The 25,634-nt window shown below is 65.7% G+C and carries 24 protein-coding genes and 1 pseudogene; 7 read left to right on the top strand and 18 right to left on the bottom strand.

Translation table 11 applies throughout. The features are described 5' to 3' along the window. Positions 1 to 29: 29 nt before the first annotated feature. The 6 genes from gorA to ACSQ9I_RS27085 all read right to left on the bottom strand — a co-directional run bounded on the left by gorA (position 30) and on the right by ACSQ9I_RS27085 (position 8,382). A complete protein-coding gene (gene gorA, locus ACSQ9I_RS27110; RefSeq protein WP_436315162.1) occupies positions 30 to 1,385 on the bottom strand; it encodes a glutathione-disulfide reductase in 1,356 nt (451 codons plus the stop codon). Positions 1,386 to 1,463: 78 nt separating this feature from the next. Further along, a complete protein-coding gene (locus ACSQ9I_RS27105) occupies positions 1,464 to 3,533 on the bottom strand; it encodes a DUF6600 domain-containing protein (RefSeq protein ID WP_436315161.1) in 2,070 nt (689 codons plus the stop codon). A 111-nt stretch (positions 3,534 to 3,644) separates the two neighbouring features. After that, positions 3,645 to 4,607: an extracellular catalytic domain type 1 short-chain-length polyhydroxyalkanoate depolymerase gene (locus ACSQ9I_RS27100; protein WP_436315160.1), complete on the bottom strand. Its 963-nt coding sequence runs from the start codon at positions 4,605 to 4,607 to the stop codon at positions 3,645 to 3,647. Positions 4,608 to 4,617: 10 nt separating this feature from the next. Further along, entirely contained in the window at positions 4,618 to 6,534 is a 1,917-nt protein-coding gene (locus ACSQ9I_RS27095) for a TRAP transporter large permease subunit (RefSeq protein WP_436315159.1), read from the bottom strand. Then, positions 6,531 to 7,190 (bottom strand): TRAP transporter small permease subunit, encoded by a 660-nt coding sequence (locus ACSQ9I_RS27090; RefSeq protein ID WP_436315158.1) that lies wholly within the window; start codon positions 7,188 to 7,190, stop codon positions 6,531 to 6,533. Before ACSQ9I_RS27090 ends, ACSQ9I_RS27095 begins: the two co-directional genes overlap by 4 nt. Before the next feature lie 82 nt (positions 7,191 to 7,272). Further along, complete coding sequence (locus ACSQ9I_RS27085) at positions 7,273 to 8,382, bottom strand: TRAP transporter substrate-binding protein (RefSeq protein ID WP_436315156.1); 1,110 nt, start codon at positions 8,380 to 8,382, stop codon at positions 7,273 to 7,275. Positions 8,383 to 8,563: 181 nt separating this feature from the next. On the opposite strand from ACSQ9I_RS27085, the gene ACSQ9I_RS27080 reads away from it, so the two are divergent. Next, positions 8,564 to 9,028, top strand: a complete 465-nt coding sequence (locus ACSQ9I_RS27080; RefSeq protein WP_436315155.1) for a rhodanese-like domain-containing protein — start codon at positions 8,564 to 8,566, stop codon at positions 9,026 to 9,028. Positions 9,029 to 9,032: 4 nt separating this feature from the next. On the opposite strand, the gene lysM is transcribed toward ACSQ9I_RS27080, so the two are convergent. Further along, positions 9,033 to 9,497: a peptidoglycan-binding protein LysM gene (gene lysM / locus ACSQ9I_RS27075; protein WP_093108445.1), complete on the bottom strand. Its 465-nt coding sequence runs from the start codon at positions 9,495 to 9,497 to the stop codon at positions 9,033 to 9,035. A 118-nt stretch (positions 9,498 to 9,615) separates the two neighbouring features. Between lysM and ACSQ9I_RS27070 the strand changes: the two genes are divergently transcribed. Then, positions 9,616 to 10,389: a type III pantothenate kinase gene (locus ACSQ9I_RS27070; RefSeq protein WP_093108502.1), complete on the top strand. Its 774-nt coding sequence runs from the start codon at positions 9,616 to 9,618 to the stop codon at positions 10,387 to 10,389. On the opposite strand, the gene ACSQ9I_RS27065 is transcribed toward ACSQ9I_RS27070, so the two are convergent. From ACSQ9I_RS27065 to ACSQ9I_RS27055, 3 genes are read right to left on the bottom strand one after another with little or no spacing between them, the layout of a single operon-like run. Continuing rightward, positions 10,386 to 11,480 carry a M14 family metallopeptidase gene (locus ACSQ9I_RS27065; RefSeq protein ID WP_436315154.1) on the bottom strand — a complete coding sequence of 365 codons (1,095 nt, stop codon included), beginning with the start codon at positions 11,478 to 11,480 and terminating at the stop codon, positions 10,386 to 10,388. The two genes, ACSQ9I_RS27070 and ACSQ9I_RS27065, sit on opposite strands and share 4 nt — an antisense overlap. After that, a complete protein-coding gene (locus ACSQ9I_RS27060) occupies positions 11,477 to 12,691 on the bottom strand; it encodes a M20 aminoacylase family protein (protein WP_436315153.1) in 1,215 nt (404 codons plus the stop codon). The genes ACSQ9I_RS27065 and ACSQ9I_RS27060 overlap by 4 nt, the downstream gene beginning before the upstream one ends. Before the next feature lie 58 nt (positions 12,692 to 12,749). After that, the gene (locus ACSQ9I_RS27055) at positions 12,750 to 13,952 is read right to left on the bottom strand and encodes a glycerophosphodiester phosphodiesterase (RefSeq protein WP_436315152.1); all 1,203 of its coding nucleotides are present in this window, start codon (positions 13,950 to 13,952) and stop codon (positions 12,750 to 12,752) included. A 107-nt stretch (positions 13,953 to 14,059) separates the two neighbouring features. On the opposite strand from ACSQ9I_RS27055, the gene argE reads away from it, so the two are divergent. Both argE and ACSQ9I_RS27045 read left to right on the top strand, forming a co-directional pair. After that, on the top strand, positions 14,060 to 15,268 hold the full coding sequence (argE, locus tag ACSQ9I_RS27050) for an acetylornithine deacetylase (protein WP_436315151.1): 1,209 nt from the start codon (positions 14,060 to 14,062) through the stop codon (positions 15,266 to 15,268). 113 nt (positions 15,269 to 15,381) lie between these two features. Continuing rightward, positions 15,382 to 16,488 (top strand): DUF445 domain-containing protein, encoded by a 1,107-nt coding sequence (locus ACSQ9I_RS27045; protein ID WP_436315150.1) that lies wholly within the window; start codon positions 15,382 to 15,384, stop codon positions 16,486 to 16,488. Here the strand turns inward: ACSQ9I_RS27045 and ACSQ9I_RS27040 are convergent. Continuing rightward, the gene (locus ACSQ9I_RS27040) at positions 16,485 to 17,033 is read right to left on the bottom strand and encodes a helix-turn-helix domain-containing protein (RefSeq protein ID WP_436310304.1); all 549 of its coding nucleotides are present in this window, start codon (positions 17,031 to 17,033) and stop codon (positions 16,485 to 16,487) included. The two genes, ACSQ9I_RS27045 and ACSQ9I_RS27040, sit on opposite strands and share 4 nt — an antisense overlap. Positions 17,034 to 17,272: 239 nt before the next feature. Between ACSQ9I_RS27040 and ACSQ9I_RS27035 the strand changes: the two genes are divergently transcribed. Next, positions 17,273 to 17,581: a helix-turn-helix domain-containing protein gene (locus tag ACSQ9I_RS27035; RefSeq protein ID WP_126837027.1), complete on the top strand. Its 309-nt coding sequence runs from the start codon at positions 17,273 to 17,275 to the stop codon at positions 17,579 to 17,581. 805 nt (positions 17,582 to 18,386) lie between these two features. Here the strand turns inward: ACSQ9I_RS27035 and ACSQ9I_RS27030 are convergent. From ACSQ9I_RS27030 to ACSQ9I_RS27015, 4 genes are all read right to left on the bottom strand, one after another. Beyond that, the gene (locus ACSQ9I_RS27030) at positions 18,387 to 20,471 is read right to left on the bottom strand and encodes a methyltransferase domain-containing protein (RefSeq protein WP_436315148.1); all 2,085 of its coding nucleotides are present in this window, start codon (positions 20,469 to 20,471) and stop codon (positions 18,387 to 18,389) included. Between the two features lie 186 nt (positions 20,472 to 20,657). Further along, positions 20,658 to 21,710 (bottom strand): glycosyl hydrolase family 28-related protein, encoded by a 1,053-nt coding sequence (locus ACSQ9I_RS27025; RefSeq protein ID WP_436315147.1) that lies wholly within the window; start codon positions 21,708 to 21,710, stop codon positions 20,658 to 20,660. Further along, on the bottom strand, positions 21,644 to 21,982 hold the full coding sequence (locus ACSQ9I_RS27020) for a hypothetical protein (protein WP_436315146.1): 339 nt from the start codon (positions 21,980 to 21,982) through the stop codon (positions 21,644 to 21,646). The genes ACSQ9I_RS27025 and ACSQ9I_RS27020 overlap by 67 nt, the downstream gene beginning before the upstream one ends. Further along, the gene (locus ACSQ9I_RS27015; RefSeq protein WP_436315145.1) at positions 21,967 to 22,107 is read right to left on the bottom strand and encodes a hypothetical protein; all 141 of its coding nucleotides are present in this window, start codon (positions 22,105 to 22,107) and stop codon (positions 21,967 to 21,969) included. The genes ACSQ9I_RS27020 and ACSQ9I_RS27015 overlap by 16 nt, the downstream gene beginning before the upstream one ends. A 619-nt stretch (positions 22,108 to 22,726) precedes the next feature. Between ACSQ9I_RS27015 and ACSQ9I_RS27010 the strand changes: the two genes are divergently transcribed. Then, complete coding sequence (locus tag ACSQ9I_RS27010; protein ID WP_436315144.1) at positions 22,727 to 23,671, top strand: HEPN domain-containing protein; 945 nt, start codon at positions 22,727 to 22,729, stop codon at positions 23,669 to 23,671. A 15-nt stretch (positions 23,672 to 23,686) separates the two neighbouring features. On the opposite strand, the gene ACSQ9I_RS27005 is transcribed toward ACSQ9I_RS27010, so the two are convergent. The 3 genes from ACSQ9I_RS27005 to ACSQ9I_RS26995 form a co-directional block, all read right to left on the bottom strand. After that, entirely contained in the window at positions 23,687 to 23,869 is a 183-nt protein-coding gene (locus ACSQ9I_RS27005) for a transcriptional coactivator p15/PC4 family protein (protein ID WP_436315143.1), read from the bottom strand. Positions 23,870 to 23,878: 9 nt separating this feature from the next. Further along, complete coding sequence (locus ACSQ9I_RS27000) at positions 23,879 to 24,373, bottom strand: hypothetical protein (protein WP_436315142.1); 495 nt, start codon at positions 24,371 to 24,373, stop codon at positions 23,879 to 23,881. 147 nt (positions 24,374 to 24,520) lie between these two features. After that, complete coding sequence (locus tag ACSQ9I_RS26995) at positions 24,521 to 24,982, bottom strand: hypothetical protein (protein ID WP_436315141.1); 462 nt, start codon at positions 24,980 to 24,982, stop codon at positions 24,521 to 24,523. A gap of 114 nt (positions 24,983 to 25,096) precedes the next feature. On the opposite strand from ACSQ9I_RS26995, the pseudogene ACSQ9I_RS26990 reads away from it, so the two are divergent. Continuing rightward, a pseudogene (locus ACSQ9I_RS26990) lies at positions 25,097 to 25,491 on the top strand (integrase core domain-containing protein); the annotation flags it as partial. Positions 25,492 to 25,634: the final 143 nt, after the last annotated feature.

The following is a 25,634-nucleotide window of genomic DNA, read 5'->3' as shown; positions in this document are numbered from 1 at the left end:
GCAGCGTGCCGGCGGCGACTTGCGCGGGGCTAGCCTGGCATGGGTTCCCGCATCGTGACGAACTCCTCTGCAACGGTGGGGTGGATGCCGATGGTGCTGTCGAACATCGCCTTGGTGGCGCCCGCGCGCATCGCGACCGCGAAGCCCTGCACCACCTCGCCCGCGTCCGGCCCCACCATGTGCAAGCCGACCACGCGGTCGCTGGCGTGCTCGACGATCAGCTTCATGAAGGTGCGCTCGCCGCTCCCCGAGAGCGTGTGGCGCAGGGCCTTGAACTCGCTGCTGAACACGCTGACCTTGCCGAACTTGGCGCGCGCCGCGGCCTCGGTGTAGCCGCAGGTGCCGATGTTCGGATGAGTGAAGACGGCCGTCGGCGTGAATTCGTAGTCGAGCTGCCGAGGTCCCTTGCCGAAGAGCGTGTCCACCACCACCATGGCTTCGGCCAGCGCCACCGGCGTCAGCTGCTGGCGCGTCGACACGTCGCCCACTGCAAGGACCGAGGGCACCGAGCTGCGGTAGTGCGCATCGACCACCACGCCGCCGCGCTCGTCGAGCGCCACGCCCGCGGCTTCGAGACCCAGGCCCTGCGTGTTGGGCACGCGGCCGGTCGCGTAGAGGATGGTGTCGGCCTCGACGCGCTGGCCGCGCGAGAGCAGCGCGCACAGGCCGCTGTCCGTGTGCGTGATCATGTCGATCTCGCAGTTGAAGCGGATGTCGATGCCGGTGCGCGTCATCTCCTTGGCCAGGAACTGGCGCAGGTCCTCGTCAAAGCCGTTGAGCAGGTGCGCGCCGCGGTACAGCTGCGTGACCTGTGCGCCCAGGCCGTTGAAGATGGAGGCGAACTCACAGGCGATGTAGCCGCCGCCCACCACCAGCAGCCGCTTCGGAAAAGGGTCAAGGTCGAACATCGCGTCGGAGACCACCAAGTGCTCCCGACCCGCCACCTCCGGCACGAAGGGCATGCCGCCGGTGGCGACCAGCACGTGGCGCGCCGTGCGCTTCTTCTCGCCGATCTGCACCGTGTGGGCGTCGGCCAGTTGCGCCCAGCCCTGGATCAGCGTGACGCCTGCGCCTTCGAGCAGGCTGCGGTAGACGCCGTTGAGCCGCGTGATTTCGCGTGCGCGATTGACCTTGAGCCGGTTCCAGTCGAAGTGCGGTTCACCGAGCCGCCAGCCGAAGCCCGCGGCTTCCTCGAAGGATTCGGCATAGCTGGCGGCGTAGCTGTAGAGCTTCTTGGGAATGCAGCCGACATTGACGCAGGTGCCGCCGAGTTCGGCGCATTCGGCTAGCGCCACGCGAGCGCCGCGCTGGGCCGACATGCGCGCCGCGCGCACGCCGCCGCTGCCGCCGCCAATCACGAAAAGGTCGAAGTCGAATGTGCGCATGGGTGCTCCTTGCGGCCGACTGTAGCCGGCCGAAGGAGCGGCTGCTGCGCGCGGGTTTCGTGATCGGCCGCGGCCCACTCAGGGGCGATCGCCCTGCTGCGCGGAGTCCCGCGACGTCCAGCGCTGCTGCACACGCGGATCGCCGGCGCGCTGCTGCAACTGCTGCTGTTGCTGTTGCTGTTGCTGTTGCAAGGCACGTTGCTGGGCTTCCTGCGCTTGGCGCATCGCGTTGTGTTGCTGGGCCTGCTGCTGCGCCTGCATCTGCTGCTGCGCGCGCAAGGCCTGCTGCTGTTGCAACTGCTGCATCTGCTGGGCCTGTTGCTGCGCCTGGATCTGCTGCTGCGCGCGCAGGGCTTGCTGCTGTTGCAGCTGCTGCATCTGTTGGGCCTGCTGCTGCGCCTGCATTTGCTGCTGTGCCCGCAAGGCCTGCTGCTGTTGCATCTGCTGGGCCTGTTGGGCCTGTGCCTGGGCAGCGGCACGCTGCTGCATCTCCTGCTGCTGGCGTATGGCCTGCAACTGCATCTGCTGCTGGGCCTGTGCCTGCGCGGCGCGCTCCTGTTGCTGCTGGCGCAGCCCGTCGCGTTGCTGCATCTGCTGAAGTTGCTGCGCCTGCTGGAGTTGCTGCGCCTGTTGCGCCTGTTGCGCCTGTTGCAACTGCTGGGCCTGTTGGAAGCGCTGTGCCTGCTGCGACTGAAGTTGCTGCTGCGCCTGCGCCTGTGCTGCGCGCTGCTGGAGCTGTTGCTGCGCTTGCTGTGCCTGCTGCTGTTGCCGTGCCTGCTCGAACTGGAATTGCTGCTGCTGTCGTGCCTGGAAGGCAGGCGGCGGCAGCGAAGCGGCGGGGCGCCCGAAGCCGCCGAAGTGGCGATCGCTGCGCGGCGGGATCGGCACCGCCGGTGCGACCTGCATTTGCGCGATGCGGTCCTCGGGCACGCGCAGGAAATCGCGCCGGGCGATGGGGCCGCGGCCGAAGATATCCACTGGCACCAGCGAGAGCGCACCGGGCGTGTTGCGGTGCAGGTACTCAGCGCGCGCCAGTTGCTGCTGGTAGGCGATCGCGCGATTGACCTCGTCGATGTAGCGCTGGCTGGCGCGGTAGCCCGGCCGCCAGGGTTCGCCCGGCGCGAGTGGGAACCAGCCCACGCCGTTGCGGCCGCCGCCGATGTTGGCACCGCCCACGAAGCCGACCAGCGCCGGCGCATAGATCGGCCGCACATTCGGCCGGCCCGGGACCCAGCACCAGCGCGAGCCGATGCGTGCCCAGCGGCCGTAGTGGGAAGGTGCAAAGCCCCACGGTTGGGCATCGACCCAGGTCCAGCCCCAGGGCGCCACATTGACCCACTGGCCGTCGCGATAGGGCGCCCAGTCGGCGTCCACATTGCGCGGGTACCAGACGTTGCCATATTCGGGAACGTTCTGCCAGTCGCCGTAGTTGTCGAGCTGTTGGTAGCCGACCACTTCGCGCGAGACGTAGCGCGCCGAGATCGACTGCTCTTCGATGCGGTCGCGCTCGGCCACCCAGCGCTCGAAGGCGTCGTTGCCGGCGCGCACTGGGCCTGCGCTCACTGCGGCCAGATTGCGCCCCGATACCGTGAGCTGCTGGCGCGCGCCGAGTGGCATCGATTCGCCGCCTTCGCCATAGAGCGTGGCGCTGCCGGCGGCAATGGCCACGCGCGTGGTGCCGGCGGCCGGATCGGCCTCGATGCGATAGTCGCCGGGTGCGTCGATCACCACGGCAAGGTTGCCGGTATCGATCTCGAAGCGCTGGCCTGCCAGCTCGTCGCGCACGCGCACTTGCAGGCGGCCCTGCTGGGCGGTGATGCGGGCGGTGTCGTCGTCGAGTTCGGACATCGCGATGCTGGTCTGGTCGTCCAGGCGCAGCGTGGCGGAGCCGACGTGTAACTCGGCGCGGGCATTGCGGTCGGTCCAGAGGCGGTCGCCGGTGGTGATCGGCCGGTTCGGGACCACGTCGTACCAGCTGTCGTCGCCTGCCGGCGAGAAGCTGATGGTGCCCTGGTGGAAATTGAGGCGGGCCACGCGGCCCGGCGGATCTTGCTGGGCAAAGGCTGCAAGCCCGGTGAAGAGCAGCGCCAGACCCAGCAGCCAGCCGGCCGCGCGGCGGCCGGACGTCGAGGTGGTGCGGTGTTTCATGGGTCGTTCCCTTCGTGACGTCCCTATTAACGCGCGAGCGGGCCCGGCGCTGGCATCCGCTTTGCAAAGCTTTGGAAATATCGCGCCCGGTGCGCAACCTGATGTAAGCGTCTAGGGCGTCTGCGGATGCGAGAGAAAGAAGCGCAGCATCTCGGCGCTCGCGTCCGGCCCGGTGGGATCGGTGAACGAACCCTCGGCGCTGCCCCCGGCCCAGGCGTGGCCGGCGCCGTGCAGCAGCCAGTGCTCGACCGCGATGCGGCCATGGGCATCGGCGTAGGTGCGGCGGGCATAGGCGCGGCCTTGCTTCGACCGGCCCTGCGTCTTGTGCGCTTGCAGCCTGCCGGCGTCGGCCTCGGCGGCGAGCGCGGCCGTCGCCACCTCTTCCCCGTTGCGCGGATGCACCGTCTCGTCGGCATCGCCATGGAACACGATGGTTGGCCGCACCGCGCCCGCCGTCGCGGCCGCCGCCGCGCCGTTCTTCATCGCAGCCAGCCCCGACATCAGATCTTTCGCCGCGCCGATCGGCAGGCCCGAGTGCACGCCGACCGCGGCGAAGAGCTCGGAGTGGGTGCGTCCCAGGATGTCGGCCATCGCGCCGCCGGCGGAGAGGCCCGCCACGTAGATGCGCGCCGGGTCGACCGCCTGTTCGGCCATTACCGATCGTGTGAGCGCGGCCAGGAGCGCCGGCTCGCCGCGCTCGCGCTGCTGGTGCTGCGGCAGGAACCAGTTCCAGCACCTCGCGGCGTTGTGCTGCTTCGTCTGCGTCGGGTAGAGCACCAGGAAGCCGCGCTCGGCAGCGAGCCGGTTCATCTGCGTGCCGGCGGCGAAGTCATCCGGGTCCTGCGTGCAGCCGTGCAGCATCAGCAGCAGCGGGCGCCGCCGGCCGGCGCCCTTGGCCGGCACGAAGAGCTTGTAGGCGATGCCGCGGTGCTGGTGCGTGAAGCTGCCTTCGAGCCACTGGTCGGGTTCGGCTTCGCGCGCAGGACCCAGCAGCCCGGCGCGCCGCAGCGCGCGCGGGACGGCACCGGCCCATTGCGCAAGGCGGCGCTTGAATCCTTCTAACAGGGAAGCCATCAGGCGTCGGCTAGCCCCCGTAGAGGTATTGCGGCAGCCACAGCGTCAGGCCCGGCCAGATGTACATGAACACCATGCACAGGATCACGATCAGCATGTACGGCATCATGCCCGCGAAGATCTGGTTGATCGTGACATGCGGCGGCGAGACGCCCTTCAGATAGAAGGCCGACATCGCCACCGGCGGCGACAGGAAGGCCGCCTGCAGGTTCACGAAGATCAGCACGCCGAACAGCAGCGGATCGATCTGGAAGTGCGCCAGCAGGGGCAGGAAGATGGGCACGAAGATCACGATGATCTCGGTCCACTCGAGCGGCCAGCCCAGGATGAAGATGATCGCCTGCGACAGGAGCAGGAACTGCAGCGGGCTCAGGTTCATCCCGAGCACCCATTCCTCGATGATCCGCTGTCCGCCGAGCAGCGCGAAGACCGCCGAGAACAGCGCCGAGCCGACGAACAGCCAGCAGACCATGGAGGTGGTCTTGAGCGTCAGGAACACCGCCTCCTTGATCTTCTTGAAGTTCAGCGTGCCGGCCTGCCACGCCATCAGGAAGGCGCCTGCCGCGCCCACCGCGGCCGATTCGGTGGCGGTCGTGATGCCGAACAGGATCACGCCCAGCACCACCAGCGTCAGCGTCGCGAGCGGCATGACCGAGGAGGCCAGCATGCGCAGGATCTCGAACTGCTCCGCGTCCATTCGCCAGTAGTACCAGCCCAGAAGCACGAGCGCGAAGGCGCAGGCCACCGCGAAGCCGATGTAGAAGGCCTCCGGCACGGCCGCCGTCTTCGGCGCATCGACGGCTTCGCCCAGTTGCTGCAGGCCGCCTTCCTGGGTTTGCGGCGCGGCGCTTTCGCTGCCCGGCGGCTCCTCGACGCCGCCGCCGGACGATTCCGGCTCCTGCGCGCCTTCGGTCGTGGGCGGCTCCGCCAGTCCGCCGCCGGACGGCTCGGGCAGCGATGCGCCCGCGCCGGCCTTCGTCGCCTCCGCCGACTGGGCGGCGACGGGCGGGCTGGCCGGGTTGCTGTCCTGCTGCGAATAGAGCGTCACGTACCACCACACGGCGCCCAGCATGACCGCGGTCAGCGCCAGCGGCACCAGCGCGGTGAGCAGGTTGCGCAGCAGCAACGCCCAGGTGATCTTCATGCCCTCGACGCTGCCGCGCAGGGCACGCGCCGGCGCCAGCACGGCCGCCGCGAGCGCCGGCAGCATGCGCGGCGAATAGCTGGCCGCGACGTGGGCGACCCAGGGCGAGACCGGCGCGCGCTGCTGCTCGATCGGCAGCTTGGGCGCGACCTTGGGCTGCAGCATGGCCCAGCCGATCACGTAGATCAGGTAGAGGAGGGCGAGGAAGAAGCCCGGGAAGATCGCGGCCGCATAGAGCTTGACCACCGACTGCCCGGCGACGGCCGCGTACACGATGATCATCACCGAGGGCGGGATCAGGATGCCCAGCGTGCCGCCGGCCGTGATGACGCCGGCCGCCAGCCGCGTGTCGTAGCCGGCATTCAGCATCGGCCGCATCGCGATCACGCCCATCAGCACGACCACCGCGCCGACCAGGCCGCTCGCGATGCCCCAGAAGGTGCACACGATCAGCGTCGTGACCGCCAGCGAGCCGGGCACGCGGCGGAAGGCGAGCTGCACGCTGTGGAACATCTTGTCCACCAGCGCGCCGCGTTCCATCACATAGCCCATCAGCACGAAGAGCGGTATAGAGAGCAGGGTTTCGTTGGTCATCGCGCCGAAGGCGCGCTGCACCATGAGGTCGAACACCTTGTTGTCGAGCCACGGCACGGCCGGGTCGTAGAAGGCGATGAAGCCGAAGAACATGCCCAGCCCCATCAGCGTGAACGCTGTCGGGAATCCGAGCATGATCACCACGATGATCAGCCCCAGCATCGTCAGGCCGAGTACGGCTTCGCTCATGACTGGCCTCCGGCGCTGCGCTGCTGGGCCGCGTGTTCGATGTCCTTCGCGCGCTCCATCACGTCCCGCTTGTCGGCTTCGTCGATATAGCTGCTGCTGGCCAGCTGGTCGCCGACCACGTCCATTTCCTCGGCATCCTTCAGGCGCGGCGTCCACTCGCCGGTCTTGAGGCAGACGACGCAGCGCACCATCTCGGCGAAGCCCTGCAGCAGCAGCACGATGCCGGCGACCGGGATCACGAACTTGAAGGGGTAGACCGGGATCGGGTCGGCATTGAAGGTCTGCTCGCGCATCGCGAGCGAGTCATTGAAATAGGTCCAGCCCGACCAGGTGAGCGCCACCACGCCGGGCAGGAAGAACAGCGCGAACAGCGCCAGGTCGAGCGCCGCCTGGGTGCGCGGCTTCATGTTGCCGTAGAAGAAGTCGCCGCGCACATGGCCCGCCTGCGCGAGGGTGTAGGCGCCGCCCATCATGAAGAGCGTGCCGTAGAGCATGTTGTTGGCGTCGAAGATCCAGGCCGTCGGCGCGTTGAGCGCATAGCGCTTGAAGACCTCGCCGCACACCAGCAGCATCAGCGCGATGATGAGCCAGGAGAAGGTCTTGCCCACCACCATGCTGAAGCGGTCGACGGTGTGGAGGAATCGTTGAATGGTCATGGAACGCGGAAGATTCACACATCAAAAAAATCAGCCACCCGGAAACGCCCGGATGGCTGATGGCATCGGCGACCCCTGAAGCTCAGGCCTTCTTCTTGCTGAAGTAGTGGTTGTAGGCCATCTTGAAGTCGACGTTGTAGTCGTTTTGCCACTGCAGGGCACGCTCGGCAAAGGTTTTTTGCGACTCGAGCACCTTCTTGAAGTGCGGGTTTTCCTCGGCCTTCTTGGCGATGGTCTTGTCCCAGGCCGCGAGCTGGGCGCGCAGCACGGCATCGGGCGTCTTGTAGAACTTGATGCCAGCCTTCTTCATGTCCGCGTAGTCCTGCGAATTGCGCTGCACGGCCTTCCAGCTCATGTCGGCGCTGGCCGCCTGCACGGCGTAGTCGATGATCGAGCGGAGCTCCTGCGGCAGCGCGCTGTACTTCGCCTTGTTGAACAGGATCTCGAACTGCTCGCCCGACTGGTGGAAGCTCTGCAGCATGCAGTTCTTCACCACGTCGGGGAAGCCGAGCACGCGGTCGCTGGAGGCGTTGTTGAACTCGGCCGCGTCGATCAGGCCCCGGTCGAGCGCCGGCACGATCTCGCCGCCCGGCAACGGGTTCACGGCCGTGCCCATCTCGGTGAACACGTCGACCGCCAGCCCGACGGTGCGGAACTTGAGGCCCTTCATGTCTTCCACCTTGGCCACCGGCTTCTTGAACCAGCCCAGCGGCTGCGTCGGCATCGGGCCGTAGAGATAGGACACCACCTCCATGTTCAGGCTCTTGTAGATCTCGTCGAGCAGCGCCTTGCCGCCGCCGTAGTTGTGCCAGGCCAGCACCGTGTTGGCGTCCATGCCGAAGCCGGGGCCCGAGCCCCAGAGCGCCAGGGCCGAGTTCTTGCCGTAGTGGTAGGCGACCACGCCGTGGCCGCCGTCGAGCGTGCCCTTGTTCACCGCCTCCAGCAGCTGGAAGGCCGGCACCACCGCGCCGGAGGGCAGCACCTCGATCTTGAGGCGGCCGCCCGCCATGTCATTGACCTTCTTGGCGAAATCCTGTGCGTACTCGTGGAAGATGTCCTTCGCGGGCCAGGTGCTCTGGAAGCGGAAGGACGCGGTCTGCGCCATGCTGACCATGGGCGCGGACATGGCGCCGGCCGCCACGGCTGCGCCTTTGAGCAGGCTGCGGCGGCGGTTCGGTTTGTTCTCGGTCATTGCGTATTTCTCCGTTGATGTGTCTGGAAAACCCCAGACTGCCATCTTTGACACGTGAACATTCGCGACAAAGAGGGTTTTCACGAACTGGTGAAAAATCGTGGGATGCGGAACGGACTTCTGACGCAAAGACCGCCCGCTTCTAAGCAGTAACCCTAGCAAACAGAAGGATGACAGTGCCATGACCCAGCCGGACCCGAACCCAACCAGCGCAGGCAACGCACCAGCCGGTGAACGAGCGGGCGTGCGGCCGGCCGAGGGCTATGCCGGCGACGTGACGCCCGAACAGGCCTACGCGTGGGTCGCCGGCGGCGAAGCCGTGCTGGTCGACGTGCGCAGCGATGCCGAGCGCGAATGGGTGGGTTATGTGCCCGGCGGGGTGGGTCTGGCCTGGAAGCAGTGGCCGGGGATGGCGCTCAACGCGGGTTTCGACGAAGGACTCAAGGCCGCCGTGCCGGCGGGCAAGAAGGTTGTGATGCTGTGCCGCAGCGGCGTGCGTTCCATCTCGACCGCGCGGCGCGCCACCGAACTGGGCCTCGAGGCCTATAACATCCTCGAAGGTTTCGAGGGCGACGCCGACGCCGAGGGCCACCGCGGGCGCAAAGGCGGCTGGCGCCTGCGCGGCTTGCCCTGGAGGCAGAACTGACCGTTTACTTAAGGGGAGGGATGCGGAGTTTTTGGCCGGGGTAGATCTTGTCCGGGTGGCTCAGCATCGGCTTGTTGGCTTCGAAAATCGCGTTGTACTTGTTGGCATCGCCGTAGTACTTCTTCGAGATGGCCGATAGCGTGTCGCCCTTGACCACGTCGTGGTACTGCGCCGGATCGGCCGCGGGTGCCACCAGCTTGTTGTCGACCTGGCTCACGTTGGCCACGTTGCCCGCCGCGAGCGATGCTTTTTCGCTGGCCTCCTGCGAGGGTGCGTTGCCCGCGAGCGTGACCACGCCCGAGGCGGCGACGTAAGTCACTTCCAAACCGGTCAGGCCCAGGTTCTGGGTCTCGATGTAGGTCTTGATCGCGGCGGCTGCCTTCTGGTTGGCATCCGGTTCCGCCGCCTGGGCCGAGGAGCCTCCGAACAGTTTTTCCCCCGCCTCTTTGATGAAACTCAGCAAACCCATGGTGTTCTCCTTGCGCCTTGGTTGATCGGAAGGGCACTGTACCGTCGGAAAGTGACCGCCGCGCGTAGGCTGCGGCCGCATGTGCAAGCTCCCGTAAGAACTCGCAATAATGCCGCGCATGGCATTCCTCGCGATCGACATCGGCAACACCCGCCTCAAGTGGTCCCTCTACGATGCGGCGCGGCCGGGCGCGTCGCTGCTGGCGCACGGTGCCGAGTTTCTCGACCATATCGAGCGGCTGGCCGACGGCCCTTGGGCGGACCTGCCCGCGCCGGCCTCGATGCTCGGTTGCGTGGTGGCCGGCGACACGGTGCGGCGGCGGGCGGAGGAGCAGGTGGTGGAGCGCTTCGACTGTTCCCCGCGCTGGGTGGTTTCGAGCGCCGCCGAAGCCGGCATCGTGAACGGCTATGACCATCCGACGCGCCTGGGCTCCGATCGCTGGGTCGCGATGATCGGCGCGCGCCACCGCATGCTCTCGCAGGGGCCGACGCGTCCGATGGTGGTGGTGATGATCGGCACCGCGGTGACGGTCGAGGGCGTGGATGCGAACGGCAAGTTCCTCGGCGGCCTGATCCTGCCGGGCCACGGCATCATGCTGCGCGCACTCGAATCGGGCACCGCGGGCCTGCACGTGCCGACCGGTGAAGTGCGCGAATTCCCCACCAACACCAGCGATGCGCTGACCAGCGGCGGCACCTATGCGATCGCGGGGGCGGTGGAGCGCATGGTGCAGCATGTGCGCTCGCATTGCGGCGTGGAGCCGGCCTGCTACATGACGGGCGGGGCGGCCTGGAAGATGGCGCCGAGCATGAACGGGGAATTCGAGCTCGTGGATGGGTTGATCATGGACGGATTGCTGGTGATTGCGCAGGAGCGCCTGTTGGCGTCCTAAGAAGCCAGCCCGTCCACCGCCTGGAACATCGCCTGCCGCGCCTGGCTGATGACCTGCCCTCGCCAGGCATCCGTGTCCGTGTAGAAGGTCTCCAGCATCTGCGACCGGATGGCCGCGGCCAGTTCGGCCGGCGCCTCCGGATGCTTGTGGAGCCAGTGATCGGCCCGCAGGGCCTGCGTCACTTCGAGCATGGACAAGGTGCCGTACTCGAGCGCGATTGAGGTGTGCTCGGCCTGCGGGCATTCGTCGTCGAGCGCATAGCACATCAAGCCGGTCAGAAAGGCGGAGGTGGACGAGCCGTCGTACATCGAAGTCACCGGCGCCGCCGCCGTGCCCCACCAGGCATTGGCGCGCGCATAGGCGGCCTTGTCGTCCCTGCCGGCGAAGATGCGCTCGCCGATGCCGCTGGGGCCGAGGCCCGTGTGGAAATCGATCCAGCCGATGCGCCGCGCGCCACCGGCATGGGTGCGCAGCACTTCGCGCAAGGTCCTGTTGCTCCAGGTCGGCGCGTCGCCGCCGTAGAACAAGCCGTCGGCAAATTGGTACTGCCCGCGCGTCACGGCGGCCTGGTAGAAGCCCAGGCCCTCGCGTTCGATGAGACTGCCGATCTCGGCCTGGTTGGCCGGCGTCGGCGGCCACTCATCGGGCAGGAGCAACGGATGCAAGCGGGCGTACGCCTCGTTGACGGGCCGCGGCTGCGAGAAGTCGAGGAAGTTGCGGTTCAGGTCCACGTTCTCGTGCGTCACGCGGCGGCTGTACGAGAAGCCGTACGGGTTGAGCGCATGCACGTACAGCACGGCCACGCCCTGGTCGCGCGCCTTTTCGCGCCACTCGGCATCGTGCAGCGCGAAGGCCTGCACGCCGCTGCCGCAATGGCCTTCGACGCCGTGGCAGGCACTGCTCACGATCAACAGGTTCTCGGCCTTCGCTTCGCCATCCAGCGCCACATCCATCGCGAGCGCTTCGCCGTCGCGCCCCTTCCGCGGATGGACATGTGAGCGCACGGCCAGCCCCGCGCTCGCGCAACCCTGCAGGAACTTCTGGCGTGCCTGCGCGTAGCGAGGGGAGAAGGCCTCGCCGACGCCGATCATGCGGCCGTCCCTTCAGGCGCCTTCGGCCCCTGGAGGAACTCTTCGGCCAGCCGGACCCAGCAGGTCGCGCCCAGCGGAATCAGATCGTCGTTGAAGTCGTAGCTCGCGTTGTGCAGCATGCAGGGCCCGCCGCCGTGGTGCATGTCGCGGTGGCTGCCGTCGCCGTTGCCGATGAAGGCATAGGCGCCCGGCTTGGCCAGCAGCATGAAGGCGAAGTCCTCGGCCGTCATCGCTGGTTCCTGCACCAGCACGTTGTCCGCGCCGACGATGCCGGCCATCACGCGGCGGGCGAAGTTCGCCTCGTCGGCCGTGTTGATGGTGGGCGGGTAGTTGCGGTGGAAGCGGAACTCGCACTGCGCGTCGTGCGCCGCGCTCACGTGCTCGGCGATCTTCTGCATGCGCGCCTCGATCAGGTCGAGCACCTCCAGCGTGAAGGTGCGCACCGTGCCCTTGAGCTCGCAGCTGTCGGGAATCACGTTGTTGGCTTCGCCCGCATGGATCATCGTGACCGAGATCACGCCGGCGTCGGTGGGCTTCTTGTTGCGCGTGATGATGGTCTGGAAGGCCTGCACCATCTCGCAGGCCACCGGCACCGGGTCGATGCCGGTGTGCGGCAGCGCCGCATGGCCGCCCTTGCCGCGGATGGTGATGGTGAACTCGTTGCTCGAGGCCATGGCCGGCCCGGGGCTCACCGCGAACTGGCCGGCCTTCATGCCCGGCCAGTTGTGCATGCCGAACACGGCTTCCATCGGGAACTGCTCGAACAGCCCTTCCTTGACCATCTCGCGCGCGCCGCCGCCGCCTTCTTCGGCGGGCTGGAAGATCAGGTAGACCGTGCCGTCGAAGTTGCGGTGCCTGGCGAGATGCTGCGCCGCCGCCAGCAGCATCGCGGTGTGGCCGTCGTGGCCGCAGGCGTGCATCTTGCCGGGGTGCTTGCTCGCATGCGCGAAGGTGTTGAGCTCGGTGACCGGCAGCGCATCCATGTCGGCGCGCAGGCCGACGGCGCGTGTGCCGGTGCCGTTCTTGACGATTCCGACCACGCCGGTGGTGCCGAGGCCGCGGTGAATCGGGATGCCCCATTCGGTGAGCTTGGCCGCCACCACGTCGGCGGTGCGCACTTCCTGGAAGCAGAGTTCGGGATGGGCATGCAAGTCACGTCGAACCGCGGCGATGCCGGCCGCCTCGGTGACGAGGGAATCGATGAGTTTCATGGGCACGAGTCTAGGCTTTGCGCAAGAGGCTCGCAAAGACCGTGCCCCCTCATCCGACTCAGCGGCCGGTTTCCTTCAGCCAGCTGCGGCGGGCTGCCAGCGCGGTGTCGGTGAAGTCGGTGAAGACGCCGTCGACGCCGAGCCGGTAGTAGGCCAGGTACTCGTTGGCCGCGTCCCCCTTGTAGTCCGCCGCCAGCCGGCGCGACTCGTTGCGGAAGGTGAAGGGGTGCACGAACAAGCCGGCCTTGTGCGCGTCGGCCACCAGGCTGGTCGGCGCGGTGGAGGTGGCGTCGGCATCGTTGACCTTGCCGTCGCGGTTGACGTCCACCGGCTTGCCGTCGGCGCCGACGGTGCCCTTGATGCTCACGATGTAGCGCTTCCACGGGCCGATGCCGTCGGCATAGGTCTTGATCTCGGCCAGGCCCGCGGGCGTGACCATGACGTCGAAGTTGCGCTTGTCGCCGGCCTTGGTCCACTCGTAGGGGCGGTCCACCGGCACCGCATAGGTCATGGCGCCGGTCTTCATGTCGACGCCGTCGCCGTCGATCAGCTGGATCAGCCGGGTCTTCAGGCCCTTGCTCTTCATGTACTTGAGGCTGCCGGGCTCGAAGGACTGCACCAGCACCGGCGCCGTGCGGCTGTTCCAGCCCGCGGCCTCGAGCATGGCGATCAGCTTGTCTTCCATGGGCATGCCCAGGTCGCGGAAGTAGGTCGGGTTCTTGGTCTCGGGATAGATGCCGATGGTGCGGCCGGTCTCGCGCGACTTGGCCTTGGCCAGGTCGATCACTTCCTGGAAGGTCGGCACCTTGTACTGGCCGTTGAACTGCTGCGGCCGCTCGGCATCGGTCGAGATCGCGCCGAGGCGCTTGATCTCGGCCAGCGTGAAGTCGTTGCTGAACCAGCCGGTCTGGGTTTCGCCATCGACCTGGATGGTCTTCTTGCGCGCCGCGAATTCGGGGCGCTTGGCGACGTCGGTGCTGATCGCGAGGTTGGGGTCGTGGCGCGTGATCAGAACGCCGTCCTTGGTCGACACCAGGTCCATCTCGATCATGTCGGCGCCGAGTTCGATCGCGCGCGCATAGGCTTCCAGCGTTTCCTCGGGCAGCAAGCCCGAGGCGCCGCGGTGCGCCACCACCAGCGGCGGCTGGCCGTCGAGCGTGAGCAGCTTGCCCGACGGGCCGGTGCCCGGCAGGCTGCAGGCGGCCAGGCCGAGGGCGGCGCTTGCGGCCAGTGCGGTCGCCGCGATCTTCGATAGCGTCATGAGCTTCTTCTCCATCCGGTTTGAAAAAAGGCGCAGCCTACTCCCATGCGGTGACAGTTTCCCGGCGACAGCGGCGGGCTGGCCGGACTTCCGGGACAATCGTCCGCATGCCCTATGTGCTTTCCACCCGCAGCCTCGAACTCGCGCAAACGCTGGTGCGCATAAACACCGTGAGCGCCAACAGCAACCTGGAGCTGATCGACTTCGCGCGCGACCACCTCGCCGGCCTGGGCGTGCGCAGCCGGCTCACCTACAACGCCGACAAGACCAAGGCCAACCTGTTCGCTACGCTGGGCGCCGGCAAGAAGGCCGGCGTCATCGTTTCGGGCCATACCGACACCGTGCCCTGGGACGGCCAGGACTGGAGCATCGACCCGCTCTCCGCCACCGTGCAGGACTGGCCGCAGGACGACCACGACGGCGAGGCGGTGCATGCCGAGCCGCGCCTCTATGGCCGCGGGTCGGCCGACATGAAGAGCTTCATCGCGATCGCGCTGGCCAATGCCGAGCGCTTCATCGAAAGCGAGTCGCCGTTCGCGGTGCACTTCGCCTTCAGCTACGACGAGGAGGTCGGCTGTTTCGGCGTCAAGGAAATGATCGCCGACATGAAGGACCAGGGCATCAAGCCGCTGGCCTGCATCGTCGGCGAGCCGACCCTGATGGTGCCGGCCATCGCGCACAAGGGCGTCTACCGCTACCGCTGCTGCGTGCGCGGCAAGGAGGCGCATTCCTCGCTCACGCCGCAGTCGGTCAATGCGATCGAGATGGCGGCGCGGGTGGTCGGCAAGCTGCGCGACATGGCCGAGGGCTTCGAACGCGACGAACCGCGCTACGCCGGCTTCGACGTGCCCTTCAGCACCGCCAGCGTGGGCCAGTTCCACGGCGGCATCGCCGACAACGTGGTGCCGCGCGACGCCGAGTTCCGCTACGAATTCCGCGACCTGCCCACCGCCGATGCGCAGCAGATGCAGAAGGAGCTCCGCGGCTACGCGAGCCGCATCGAGGCCGGCATGAAGAAGGTCGCGCCCGACGCCGGCTTCAGCTTCGAGACCATCTGCGAGATCCCGAGCTTCCTGACCACGGCCGACGATCCGGTCACGCGCCTTGCCCAGCGCCTGGCTAACGAGTCGCGCACCACGCTGGTCGCCTTCGGCACCGAGGCCGGCATCTTCAAGAACGCCGGCATCCCGACCGTGGTGTGCGGCCCCGGCAGCATCAATCAGGCGCACCAGCCCGACGAGTACGTGACGCTGGAGCAGCTGGCGCGCTGCGAGCAGTTCCTGCGGGGGTTGGCAACGACGAAGGAAATCCGCTGAAGCGCATTGCCTTCGGCCTGCTCTGCGCCGCCGCGCTGCTGTACGCGGCGGCGACCGCGCTCGAGGCGCGACACTCCGCCTGGGGCTACGTTGCCGCCTTCGCCGAGGCCGCGATGATCGGCGCGATCGCCGACTGGTTCGCGGTGGTGGCGCTGTTCCGGCATCCGCTGGGCCTGCCGATCCCGCACACCGCGATCATCCCGGCCAACAAGGACCGCATCGGCGCCAAGCTCGCCGGCTTCATCTGCAACAACTTCCTGAGCACGCCGCAGGTGCTGGCCAAGCTGGAGCAGCTCGACCCGGCCGCGCGACTGGCCCACTGGCTTTCGGCGCCCGAGCATGCGGCCAAGCTCGGCGAGCACCTGGTGGCTGCCGCGCGCTACGGGCTCAGCGCTTTCGACGATGCGCGCGTGCGCGACTTCCTCGGCCGCATCGCGACCGCGGGCCTGGCGCAGGTCGACATCTCGCGGCTGGCGGGCCAGGCGCTCGATGCGCTGACCTCAGACGGGCGGCACCAGGCCTTGCTCGACGACGTGCTTGCGCAGGTCGCCGGCGTGGTCGAAGGCGACGAGGTGCAGGAGCAGATCACCGAGGCGATCGCGCGCGAGATCAAGGCGCTGCGCTATGTGGGCCTGGACCAGGTCGCCGCCAAGCTGGCCACGCGCAAGATCGTGGCCGCCGTGGCACGCACCATCGCGGAGATGGCGGCCGAGCCCGCGCATCCGCTGCGGCTGCGCTTCGACGTCTTCATGCACGTCTTCATCGCGAAGCTCAAGACCGACCCCGAATTCCATCGCCGCGGCGAGGCTATCCGCGCGGAGCTGCAGGCGCATCCCGCGCTGGGCGATTACCTGCACGGCCTGTGGGGCGAGCTGCTGGCCTGGCTGCACGACGACCTGGCGAAGATCGACTCGGGCATTCGCCAGCGCATCGTCGCGATGGCGGGTGCGCTGGGCGCGCGCCTTGCGGCCGACGAGGCGATGCGGCGCTGGATCAACGAGCAGATCGTGGACGCGGCGCCGCGCACGATCGAGCGCTACCGCGAGGACATCCGGCGCTACATCGTCGAACGGGTCGAGGCGTGGAATGCGGACGAGATGACGCTCGAGCTCGAGCGCAACATCGGGCGGGACCTGCAGTTCATACGGGTGAACGGGACGCTGGTGGGTGGATTGGTGGGATTGATCATTCACGCGCTGACGCAGGTGACGAGGGCTTAGTCTCGCATCGTGAACACGACCGATAGATACGTCACCGGGCCAGCCTCAACGGCCTCGATGCCATGCAACGCTGTGGCATCGAACTGCAGCGAGTCCCCTGGCCCCAGCTTCACCACTCTCGCGCCGTAGCGGTAGGAGACTCGGCCTGAGAGAAGGTGCAGGAACTTCACGCCCGGGTGCTGGAAGGTGACGTAGGGCTCAGCCTCCGGCTGCAGCGTCACCAGGTAAGGCTCTACGAACAGGTTGCCGGAGAGCTGATGGCCGAGCAGCTCGTAACGGTAGCCGGCCACAGCACCGACCCGATCCACCAAGATGCCCCGCCCTGCGGGTACGTGCGAGAAATCGGTGCGGCTGGACTGGTCGCTGAAGAAGCGTGAGACGGGCACGCCCAGGCCGGTGGCGATGCGATCCAAGGTTTCGACGGAAGGGGACACGAGACCGCGCTCGATGCGGGAGAGCATGGAGCTCGAAACGCCAGCAGAGGAGGCCAGCTCGCCACCGGAAGCGCCAGAGGCGATCCGTAGGGCGCGTACTTGCTGGCCGATGCGCGTTGCTGAACTGCTGCGCGAAGGTGGGGACACTCGGGGCAAGCGCGCGCGAAGCACTGACGCCGGCAGCCGAAACGGCTGAGCGGTCGGGAACGGCGAGGCAAGTTGCTTATCGCCCATGTGCTATTCAGCTTCCTTGCTGATCGTGGGGGCCAGGAAGAACATACATCCGCCTAGGACAATCTGAGTTAAAGATAACGTGGTTTTTATTATTTCAAACCCTGACGCTTCTGTCCATGCAGAAGCGGACTACTCAGAGGGGGCGACCGGCTGGTGCGACCACCTTTGAAGTCGCGCCAGCTCGTGCGTTTGGCGCTGTGATCCGCGCGCTACGGCTTGAAGATGGAGTAGCGCAAGAAGCCTTGGCTCATCGAGCAGGCATCGAGCGCTCGCATATGGGGAAGATCGAGCGCGGCGAGCATATGCCGACCCTGGCGTTGATTTTGCGGCTCGCAAGGGCCCTTGGGCGAAGTGCAGGGGAGCTTCTTATGGAGACGGAAGCAAAGCTCGTTGAGAGGCCGCATGCTCCTAGAGCGGAATACTAGTCCGCTGGCGTTGCTTCAAGGCTAGATGCCCACCGCCACAAACCGCGCGACATTTGGCGAGTCGAGTTGTCGGAACGGCGGCACTCTCTCGAGTGCACCCGCCCGGACACATCGAAGTCCTGCTTGCTGAACTCGCGGAACACGTTCTGGTGAAGCCCAACCCCACAGCAGGTCGCTGCCGTCGAGGTCATTGCACTAGCCTAGCCAGGGCGTGATGGACACATAAATGCCGACAAAGGGCTCAGTTGCGAGCCACCGGCGTCAGCACGGGATTGGGGCTGCCGCATCGCAAGTTTCCTTCAGGTGGCGGCCTTCCTTCCGGGTACATTGGTCGAAGTCGGCCGTGCAGAGCCGGAAGGCCGTCCCCCGGATATTTATCCGGTCAGGGCCACGAACTCATCCAGAATCTTCGTCTTCTCCATTGGTGGCGCGCCGCTGTAGCGCGCTCGTAGCGCTTCAATCAACTCCTTGCGTGTTGCCATGCTGATTCGCCTCGTCACGTAGTACTACTCCCGCCGGACCATCCGGCGAGTAGCAAATTACGTGAGGCAACGGGTCAGCCCGGGTAGCAAATCCGATGAGTCAATGCGATGCGGCGGCGACTACGACGCTGGTAAACCACGGTCTCGCTGCGACCCCGAAGCTCTCGGATATTTCGATTGCGAACAATGGTGGCTGGGGCGCCGCGTCCAGCTTCTGGGTGACCAACCCGACAAGCACGCAGTTCACGGTCAACACCAATGCAAACCCAGGCGCTGGCGTGCTGATCGGCTTCAGGGCTAGACTTTGGGGGGCATGAGATTGCCTATCTTCGCTCGGCCACGTATGTGATCCCGGCCGCCTGGTGGAATGCGTGCTTGGTGACGCTCCACCCCATCTCGTCCAGCAGGCCAAGGACGTACTCCTCGCGGAAAGACAATTCGAGCCAGCCGAACTTTCGGATGCAGTAGATGGCCTGTCCGTCCGGATTGATGCCCCATGGATAGGGCAGCGCGTTGTTGATCGTCTCGCCGGCCAGCACGAGCTTGCCACCGGGCTTCAGCACCTGCGGGATCGCCTTTAGCAGGCGAACATGGTCAGAGCAGTGGTGGAAGGATTCGAAGAACAGTACGGCGTCGAATTTGTCCTGAGTGCTCTCCACGTCGAAGAAGTTGCCCACGTTCACGTCAACATCGAGACTCAGAGTCTGCGCCCGACGGCGCACGAGCTCGACATAGTTGGGTGTGATGTCGATCCCGGTCACATGGTAGCCGGACAGCGCCATCTGCACCGTGGTGTTGCCCCATCCGAAGCCCATCTCCAACACACGCGCGCCTGGCTTCAAGTCCATCGATTGGATGACATGGCCGATCGCCATCAGCTGTTCTCCGACGATCTTCGCGCTACCCGTCGAATAGGGGAATGGCATCTTCGCGTTTTCGTCGATGTCGAAGGTGCTCACCTCGCTGGCGTGTTCGTAGGAGCGGTTCGCGATGGTCGCATAGCTGTCCATGACCCAGGTCAGGTACTCGGGTGATGACGGTGCCGCGCTACAGGGGGCAATCTCCAGCCAGAAATCGCTCATGAGGCGATGGAATTCGGCTGGATCTTCGTTCTGCAGCCGCTCGAGCAGGGCCACCTCTGCATCGAGGTCGGCGAGCTGGACCTTCCGGCCGGCGCTGAAGTTCTGCAGCAAACGGTACTCTTCGCACTGCATGAGGCTCGAGCGAAAGGAGTCGAGGTCTTCGTGTGCGGCAAGATGCAATGCAATGGCTGCCTCGCTCTCGGGAGGGCGCCGGAGCACTTGACGGTAGGTCGCGATGAGGGCTTCGCGCGTGAACTCGTCGCGTCGTTTTTTTCGCTCTGCGCGAGTAGCCTCACCCAGCTTGTACTCGTCTGACTGGCGCAGGTCTGCCTTGAGGGTCAGAGCCGTCTGATGAGCCGCTCGATACAGCTCGATGGTCACGTCGGACTCTGGTCCTCGCCCCAGCAATTCTTGAAAAGCATCCACTACCTCTTCTCGACTCAGCATCTTGTTGGTTCCTTTGGCGCGCATCGTAGCTGTGATGCGGCGTTTGATCAGCAGCGCGATGCTTGTTCGCGAATCTGTGGTTCCAACAACTGTGACGGTAGACAGACGCGAACGCAAAGGCCGCTCTCGCCGAAGGCGCCGAAGCCAAAGGCTGAGCGCGCCAAGGCTAATCTGGGTGCCGCCGCTGTCGTAGGGCGTGGGCGTCAGCCCTATGCAGCCGGCCAGCTCGCGCCGGTTGGCGAAGCGCCGCCAGCCGAACACCTCCTTGACCAACACCCAAGCGCCCTTGGGCCCGATGGCGCGCAGCTGGGCCAGTTGCGCCACCAGCGGCTGCTTGCCAGTCGCCACCTGCTCACGCTGCAGGCCTCCAGCACCTTGACCTGCTGCTTGATTAGCGCAAGCCGCGCGCTCTCGCGCTCGATCTCGGCCCGCAAGACAGGCGGCACCTGCTCGCAGGTACGTTCCCACCAGCGCGCCCAGTCGCGCCCGCCGATGGTGATGTGCGGGCGCAGGTTGTGCAGCACCAGCAGCGAGCCGATGCGATTCATGTGTGAGGTGCGCTCCTGCGTCAACCGGCGCATTCAGGGTGATCGTCGCGCTGTTGTAGGTGGTGATGCCTTGATTGCCCTTGATGAAGAACGTCTGGCCGCCTGTCGCCGGCAGTGTGCCGAACGCGAAGGGGCCGGTCGTGTTGTTGTTGAAGTCGCAATCGGTGATGGTGAAAAGGTCGGGGTTGTTCCCCATGACCACGCCGTAGCCGCTGTTCGGCCCGAACTGACCAGAGGCTCCAGGCTTCACGCCGATGAACTTGAATTTCTGTACGCTTGCTGCGACGGCCGTGCGTGTTCGCCGCGTAGTTCCCGCCCACCACCAGCACATCGATGTTGTTCGTGCTCGCGATGTTGAGGCCCGCGCCAGCGGCGTTGTTGACGCCCGAGCAGTTGATGAATTCGGACTTCAGCACCGCGCCCGTGCCAGTAGCCCCGATCACAAAGCCATTGGCGTTGCTCGCCGACCAGACGTTCGAGAACTTGGCCAGCTGCACCTGTGAGCCGCTGCCAGGGTTCAGATTGACGCCCGTAGATGAGCCAGAGTCAAAAAACTAATTCGTGACGAAGAGGGCCCGGACGTGGTCGCCCCAACAGGAGCGACGTGCAGACCAACCTGGCACCAAACTGTAGAAACGTGGTCAATCGTGAGGTCTCCGACGTTCAGAAGCTGCACGCCGATGAGCGGTTGCGTGGCAACGCCGCCCGCGATCAGGCAATTCTGGATAGCCGCGTCAACCACCGCCGTGGTGCCGACGTTGATGCCGATGCCGCCGATGCCGCCGATGCCGCCGATGCCGCCGATGCCGCCGATGACATTCGTTCCGATCTGGCAATTCAGGATGCGATAGAACGCCCCGCCGGCGCCGGTCAGGCCGATGCCGTTGAACCAGTTCGTCATGATCAGACCGTCGAGAGTGCAGCGGCTGCCGTTGACGACGTTGACGAAGTAGCCACCTGTGCGTGTGACCGAGGTCTCGAACGTCAGATCCTTGACGATGTTGTGGAACGAGACGATCTGAAGCACGTCGGCCGTGGCGTGCGACGTTTGGATCACCGACAGCGTGCCGCAGCCGTACATGCGCGCCTGCTTGTTCATCACGATCGTCCCGCTGACCTTGTAGACGCCGGGCGGGAAATAGAGATCCGCGCCGGCGCCGAGTGCTGCAATCGCCGCGGTGATCGCCGCAAGATCGTCCGCCACGCCATCCCCGACCGCGCCGAAGTCCTTGACGCTGATCCGTTCGGCGAGCTTGTCGGGGAGCGTGCGGCCCACCGAGCCCGGCGCATTCAATTTGTAGCCGACGAGGGCCGCGCCCTTTGCCACGTCGGCAATGCTGGACACGTCGGTGTTGAACACAGCGGCATTCTTTAGTGCGAGACCCACGGTCCCGGCCGGATAGGTGTTCGCCTGATCGAAGCCGACGAGTGCCCCGCCAGTGGCTGGAGTGGTCGAGATCAGCGCTGCGGCCAGCACGTCGGCATCGCCTGCGCCAGCAGTCGCTACAGGGTTGCCCGCCGCATCGAAAGCCAAGTCCTTGAGGGCACGATTGGCCGCGCTCGGCAGCACGCCATCGGCAGGATCACCGGGCGGGAAGCGCAGGGCGTTGGCAGTCGCGAGCCCGCTGTCCTGAGCATCATCACGATACGGTCGAAATCCCGATTCACATCGGTGCTCTCGAAGTCGCCCGCGTGCTGGTAATCGGTATCGCGCTTGATTGCAACCTGGCGCACCAGGCCGATAGCGACCAGCGCAGCGGGCGCAGCGCCGAAGACCACAGAGCCGCCGGCCTCGACACCGACGCCAGTGACGGTGTAATCGACGTTCAGCGTCTTGAGCACTTGAGCACGCCGCTGACTCTCACCTTCAGGTCGGTCTGGTTCAGCAGCTTGAACGTGTAGGCAAACGTCTTGGTGACGCCGTTGCCCACATGGTTCGAGACCGGGCTTTGGACGGGGACGGTCATTCAGAGGACTCCAGCGTGACTTCATGGATGCCCGATGTGGGCCGCCAGATTTCACGCTGTACGCCTGCCGGAATCCCGGCGATATGCCCTTTGCCGATGCGCACGGGGTTCGCCCGGATCGCCCGCGCGCCCGGGCACATAATCGTCCGGGCCATCAACTGCCAAAAGCGCACATCCTCCGCACTTGACCGAGCCCAAGCATCGCGAACTGCTCGACGAGACTGCATTCCGACCGCAAGATGCTGCCCTGTCACACGCGGCCGCAGCTCCGCTCCTGAAAGGTTGCAATGCCCTGGTGGGCGAAAGACACGCTTCTCCTCTTATGCGCGTTCGCATCTGGCCCAGCGCTGCTGATGCGGGCCGAGCACGACGGCGTCGTTATGCAGCTACTGGCGGGCACCACCGTCGCCGGCATTTGGCTTGGAGGTATGTGGTGGGCAGCTGGCCGCCTTGATCGGGCGATGAAACAGCGTCGCCGCGATCGCGACTGAGGAACCCGGCCAAGAAGGACCGCATCGTCATGGAAACATCGGAGCTGCGCAGGCGGCCCGGGCCGGGGTCGCGCCTGCCCTACATGTGAAAATGCGCGCGCGACCCCCATTCTTCGCAGCGAACCAGTATGAAAGCCCAGAAAAAGAAGTTTCGCTGGAACGCATATCCTCTGACCGAAGACGAGTTCGAAGCGCTTATGAGCGCGATTGACCGAGAACTCGATTCGCGCGGGCTACGCCCTGACCAAAGGCCGATGCACGTCGGGCGCTTGTTGTGGGAAGCACTTGGCTGGGGCGGGGCGGTTTTCCCCGACCGAGCACTTGCGGGTGAAGGAGGATACCAGGGCGACGTGCTTATGGCGAAGGCTTTGCGGTGGTACGACACACTGTTCGAAAATCAGATCCAGAACGACGCCATGTTCAGCCGCATGCCCGTCAAACTCGGCAATGCAATCTGGCGCGTTCGCATTCCAGTCATCTATGGCCAATGCCTGTTCTTCCTCAATCGCGACCTCACCGATCAAGGGGACGATGGCATCGGGCGGGTTGACGGGGCGAGCGCAAACATGCTCGCCTCGGTCGAAGGCCTGTCGCAAGCGTTGGCCGACCGCCTCCCGATGACCGAACTTGAGCGCTTCAAGAATGAGTTTCAAACGGGCTGTATCGCATTGATGTGGCGAGATGCGCTGCCGCGGGATGACCTGTTTGTAATGGCGCGGAACGACTACGACAGCGCCACGTCGGATCTTCTGGGCCGGCGCTACAACCAGGCGATGTGGGGCGCGCAGCAGGCTGTCGAGAAAACCATCAAAGGGCTCTTGCAGCGAGTGCACGTCAAATATCCCACCGGCAAAGATGGGCACGACTTGCCTGTGCTTGCGGGCAAGCTATTTGAAAGCACTGGCATCGCTCTTGATCCCAAGGTTACTGGACAAGCCGCCTGTTCCACCAGCGTGCGATATGGCACGCAACAAGGCACTGAGCGCGAAGCGCTTGCCGCCAATCACGCCGTGCTCGCTATCGTGAAGTCTCTGAGTCAAGACGCCACCGCCAACTCGATCACAAAGACGTAGACCAGGCGCCATCCTTCACACCTGGGCGCCGACATGCTGCTTCGCCAACAGCAGCGCATCAAGCAGCGCATCCGCCTTTCCAGCCTCGAAGCTCACTCCCTTGCGGCTCGGCCCCCAATGCCCGCCGCCCTTCGGGATGTACCAGTGCCGCACATCGATCGTGCGCAGCCCTTGCCATTCGTTGACCGAGACGCGCAACTCGGCACGCTAACCTTTCGGAATGCTCGCGATGTTGATTCCGCGCTGAACCCATGACGCCGCGTCCCCCGCCGCACTATCGGGAGCTGCGTCAGTAGGGCATGGAAGTGTGGCGTCGATCTGCGCGATCAGCTTTTCGAAGCTGGCGATGTCGAGTGCCCAATCCTTGATTGCGCGCTTCGATTTCTTGGTGCCGTCGTCGGCCGGCGGCGGGTTGTCCTGCAGCACCTGGAGCGCGGCGGCGAGTTTTTCGCGGCTAGCTGTGAGTTCGGCGATGCGGGCTTCAGTCGCTGCGGGCTTCAGGATCTGGCGCTGGGTGTTCTCGACCTTGCGCGCGGCTTCGGCCTGGATGTCGGCCATGGCCTGCTGCGAGGCGGCCATCACCCGATCGTCCCGGCTCTTGGCCTGCCATTCGGGGTTGGTGCGCGCGAGCTGGCGCATGGTCGCGCTGATCCGGTCATCGACGGCCTGAGTCTGGGCGTCGGTCAAGGGCTTGCGGCCCATCGATTTTGCAGCGGCTTGAACCGCTTCAATGCATTTCTGCTTCATTTCAATCCTTCGTGGCGTGATGTTCTGGCCGCGCGCGAGGCTTGCCCCGCTTTGCAGCGCCGAAATATGAGTGCACCGAGAAAGGCGGCGCGGGCTTGGTGTTCATGGCGACACCTCCAGCCGAAGCTGCGAGGTGGTGCCGTTTTTGGGACTGCTTAGCGGTCCCGATTTCGGCCCTGCTTCCGAAGCCCCCCGCTTTTGGGGTTCTTCAAGAACACCGCTTTCGGGGGCGTTCGGCGTGACGCTCGCTGTCGTTACCTGTAACGTTTCAGGCCCGCTGCAGATGTCGTCGAGGTCAGCACAGAACTCGTCGCAGATGTCGGCCGTCGCTGTCGCATAGGTCTGCTCGTACTCAAGGTCCGCGTGCTCGGAGTCCGAGAAGCACGACAGAAACTGCCCGAGGTGATCGATGCGGGCCTTGAGCACCAGCAGTCGGCGCTTGAGCTTCACGACCATCCGCAGCGCGTCCGCTTCCGATGCGAACACCTCGCGGACCAGACCCGTCTTCTCGGCGATGTAGCGCAGATGGATCGGATGTAGATCGACTATGTAGCTGTCGCCCATCGATTCGGTTCTCGAGCCTGATAAGGCCGCTCGGCAGTATCTCGATGTTGAGATGCGGAATCCACTCGGTCATACGTCCCCCCTCATGCAGGAATACGAACGCCGGGAGATGGCATCCATCGCTCGCTCAAGGCCGAGGTGCTCAATGGGCGCAGCTTCATGGACCTGGCTCAGGCCCAGGACGCCTTCGAGCACTGGCGCAGCGTGTACAACCACGAGCGCCCGCAAGAGGCGCTGGACATGCAAACGCCAGCGGCGCGCTATCAAGTAAGCCCTCGGGCCTTGCCTGCCGCGCTGGCACCGATTGAATATGGACCCAATGACCGAGTGCTGACGGTGGGCTGGAACGGCTGGGTGTACTTCGAGGGTCGCAAGCTGCGCCTGTCCAGTGCCTTGCACAGGCTGCCTGTGGCGATGCGCCCGGACCCCAAGGCAGATGCCTGCTTCGACGCATCTGTCATCACCGCTTCATGCGGCTGGATCTGCGTAACCCCGCCACTCCATCCTGAGCATTCAAGGTGTTTACTATGTCCCCGCACCCGTTACCCAGGTCCCCGGCCCGTACAGCGAGACAAGAAAAGTGAGTCGCCCGCCGGGGCGACTTTCCGGCCCCGGCCTCACACAGGCGCAGCGTACAAATCAAAGGCCCGAG

The sequence above is a fragment of the Variovorax sp. LjRoot84 genome, assembly GCF_964254305.1.
GTDB lineage: Bacteria > Pseudomonadota > Gammaproteobacteria > Burkholderiales > Burkholderiaceae_C > Variovorax.
This window is presented reverse-complemented; position numbering and strand designations above follow the sequence as displayed.

Bases quoted from the DNA above. Each gene is read 5' to 3' on its own strand.
- gorA (WP_436315162.1), bottom strand. From the start codon at position 1,385: ATGCGCACATTCGACTTCGACCTTTTCGTGATTGGCGGCGGCAGCGGC.
- ACSQ9I_RS27105 (WP_436315161.1), bottom strand. From the start codon at position 3,533: ATGAAACACCGCACCACCTCGACGTCCGGCCGCCGCGCGGCCGGCTGG.
- ACSQ9I_RS27100 (WP_436315160.1), bottom strand. From the start codon at position 4,607: ATGGCTTCCCTGTTAGAAGGATTCAAGCGCCGCCTTGCGCAATGGGCC.
- ACSQ9I_RS27095 (WP_436315159.1), bottom strand. From the start codon at position 6,534: ATGAGCGAAGCCGTACTCGGCCTGACGATGCTGGGGCTGATCATCGTG.
- ACSQ9I_RS27090 (WP_436315158.1), bottom strand. From the start codon at position 7,190: ATGACCATTCAACGATTCCTCCACACCGTCGACCGCTTCAGCATGGTG.
- ACSQ9I_RS27085 (WP_436315156.1), bottom strand. From the start codon at position 8,382: ATGACCGAGAACAAACCGAACCGCCGCCGCAGCCTGCTCAAAGGCGCA.
- ACSQ9I_RS27080 (WP_436315155.1), top strand. From the start codon at position 8,564: ATGACCCAGCCGGACCCGAACCCAACCAGCGCAGGCAACGCACCAGCC.
- lysM (WP_093108445.1), bottom strand. From the start codon at position 9,497: ATGGGTTTGCTGAGTTTCATCAAAGAGGCGGGGGAAAAACTGTTCGGA.
- ACSQ9I_RS27070 (WP_093108502.1), top strand. From the start codon at position 9,616: ATGGCATTCCTCGCGATCGACATCGGCAACACCCGCCTCAAGTGGTCC.
- ACSQ9I_RS27065 (WP_436315154.1), bottom strand. From the start codon at position 11,480: ATGATCGGCGTCGGCGAGGCCTTCTCCCCTCGCTACGCGCAGGCACGC.
- ACSQ9I_RS27060 (WP_436315153.1), bottom strand. From the start codon at position 12,691: ATGAAACTCATCGATTCCCTCGTCACCGAGGCGGCCGGCATCGCCGCG.
- ACSQ9I_RS27055 (WP_436315152.1), bottom strand. From the start codon at position 13,952: ATGACGCTATCGAAGATCGCGGCGACCGCACTGGCCGCAAGCGCCGCC.
- argE (WP_436315151.1), top strand. From the start codon at position 14,060: ATGCCCTATGTGCTTTCCACCCGCAGCCTCGAACTCGCGCAAACGCTG.
- ACSQ9I_RS27045 (WP_436315150.1), top strand. From the start codon at position 15,382: ATGATCGGCGCGATCGCCGACTGGTTCGCGGTGGTGGCGCTGTTCCGG.
- ACSQ9I_RS27035 (WP_126837027.1), top strand. From the start codon at position 17,273: ATGCAGAAGCGGACTACTCAGAGGGGGCGACCGGCTGGTGCGACCACC.
- ACSQ9I_RS27030 (WP_436315148.1), bottom strand. From the start codon at position 20,471: ATGTGCTGGTGGTGGGCGGGAACTACGCGGCGAACACGCACGGCCGTC.
- ACSQ9I_RS27015 (WP_436315145.1), bottom strand. From the start codon at position 22,107: ATGACCGTCCCCGTCCAAAGCCCGGTCTCGAACCATGTGGGCAACGGC.
- ACSQ9I_RS27010 (WP_436315144.1), top strand. From the start codon at position 22,727: ATGAAAGCCCAGAAAAAGAAGTTTCGCTGGAACGCATATCCTCTGACC.
- ACSQ9I_RS27000 (WP_436315142.1), bottom strand. From the start codon at position 24,373: ATGGGCCGCAAGCCCTTGACCGACGCCCAGACTCAGGCCGTCGATGAC.
- ACSQ9I_RS26995 (WP_436315141.1), bottom strand. From the start codon at position 24,982: ATGGGCGACAGCTACATAGTCGATCTACATCCGATCCATCTGCGCTAC.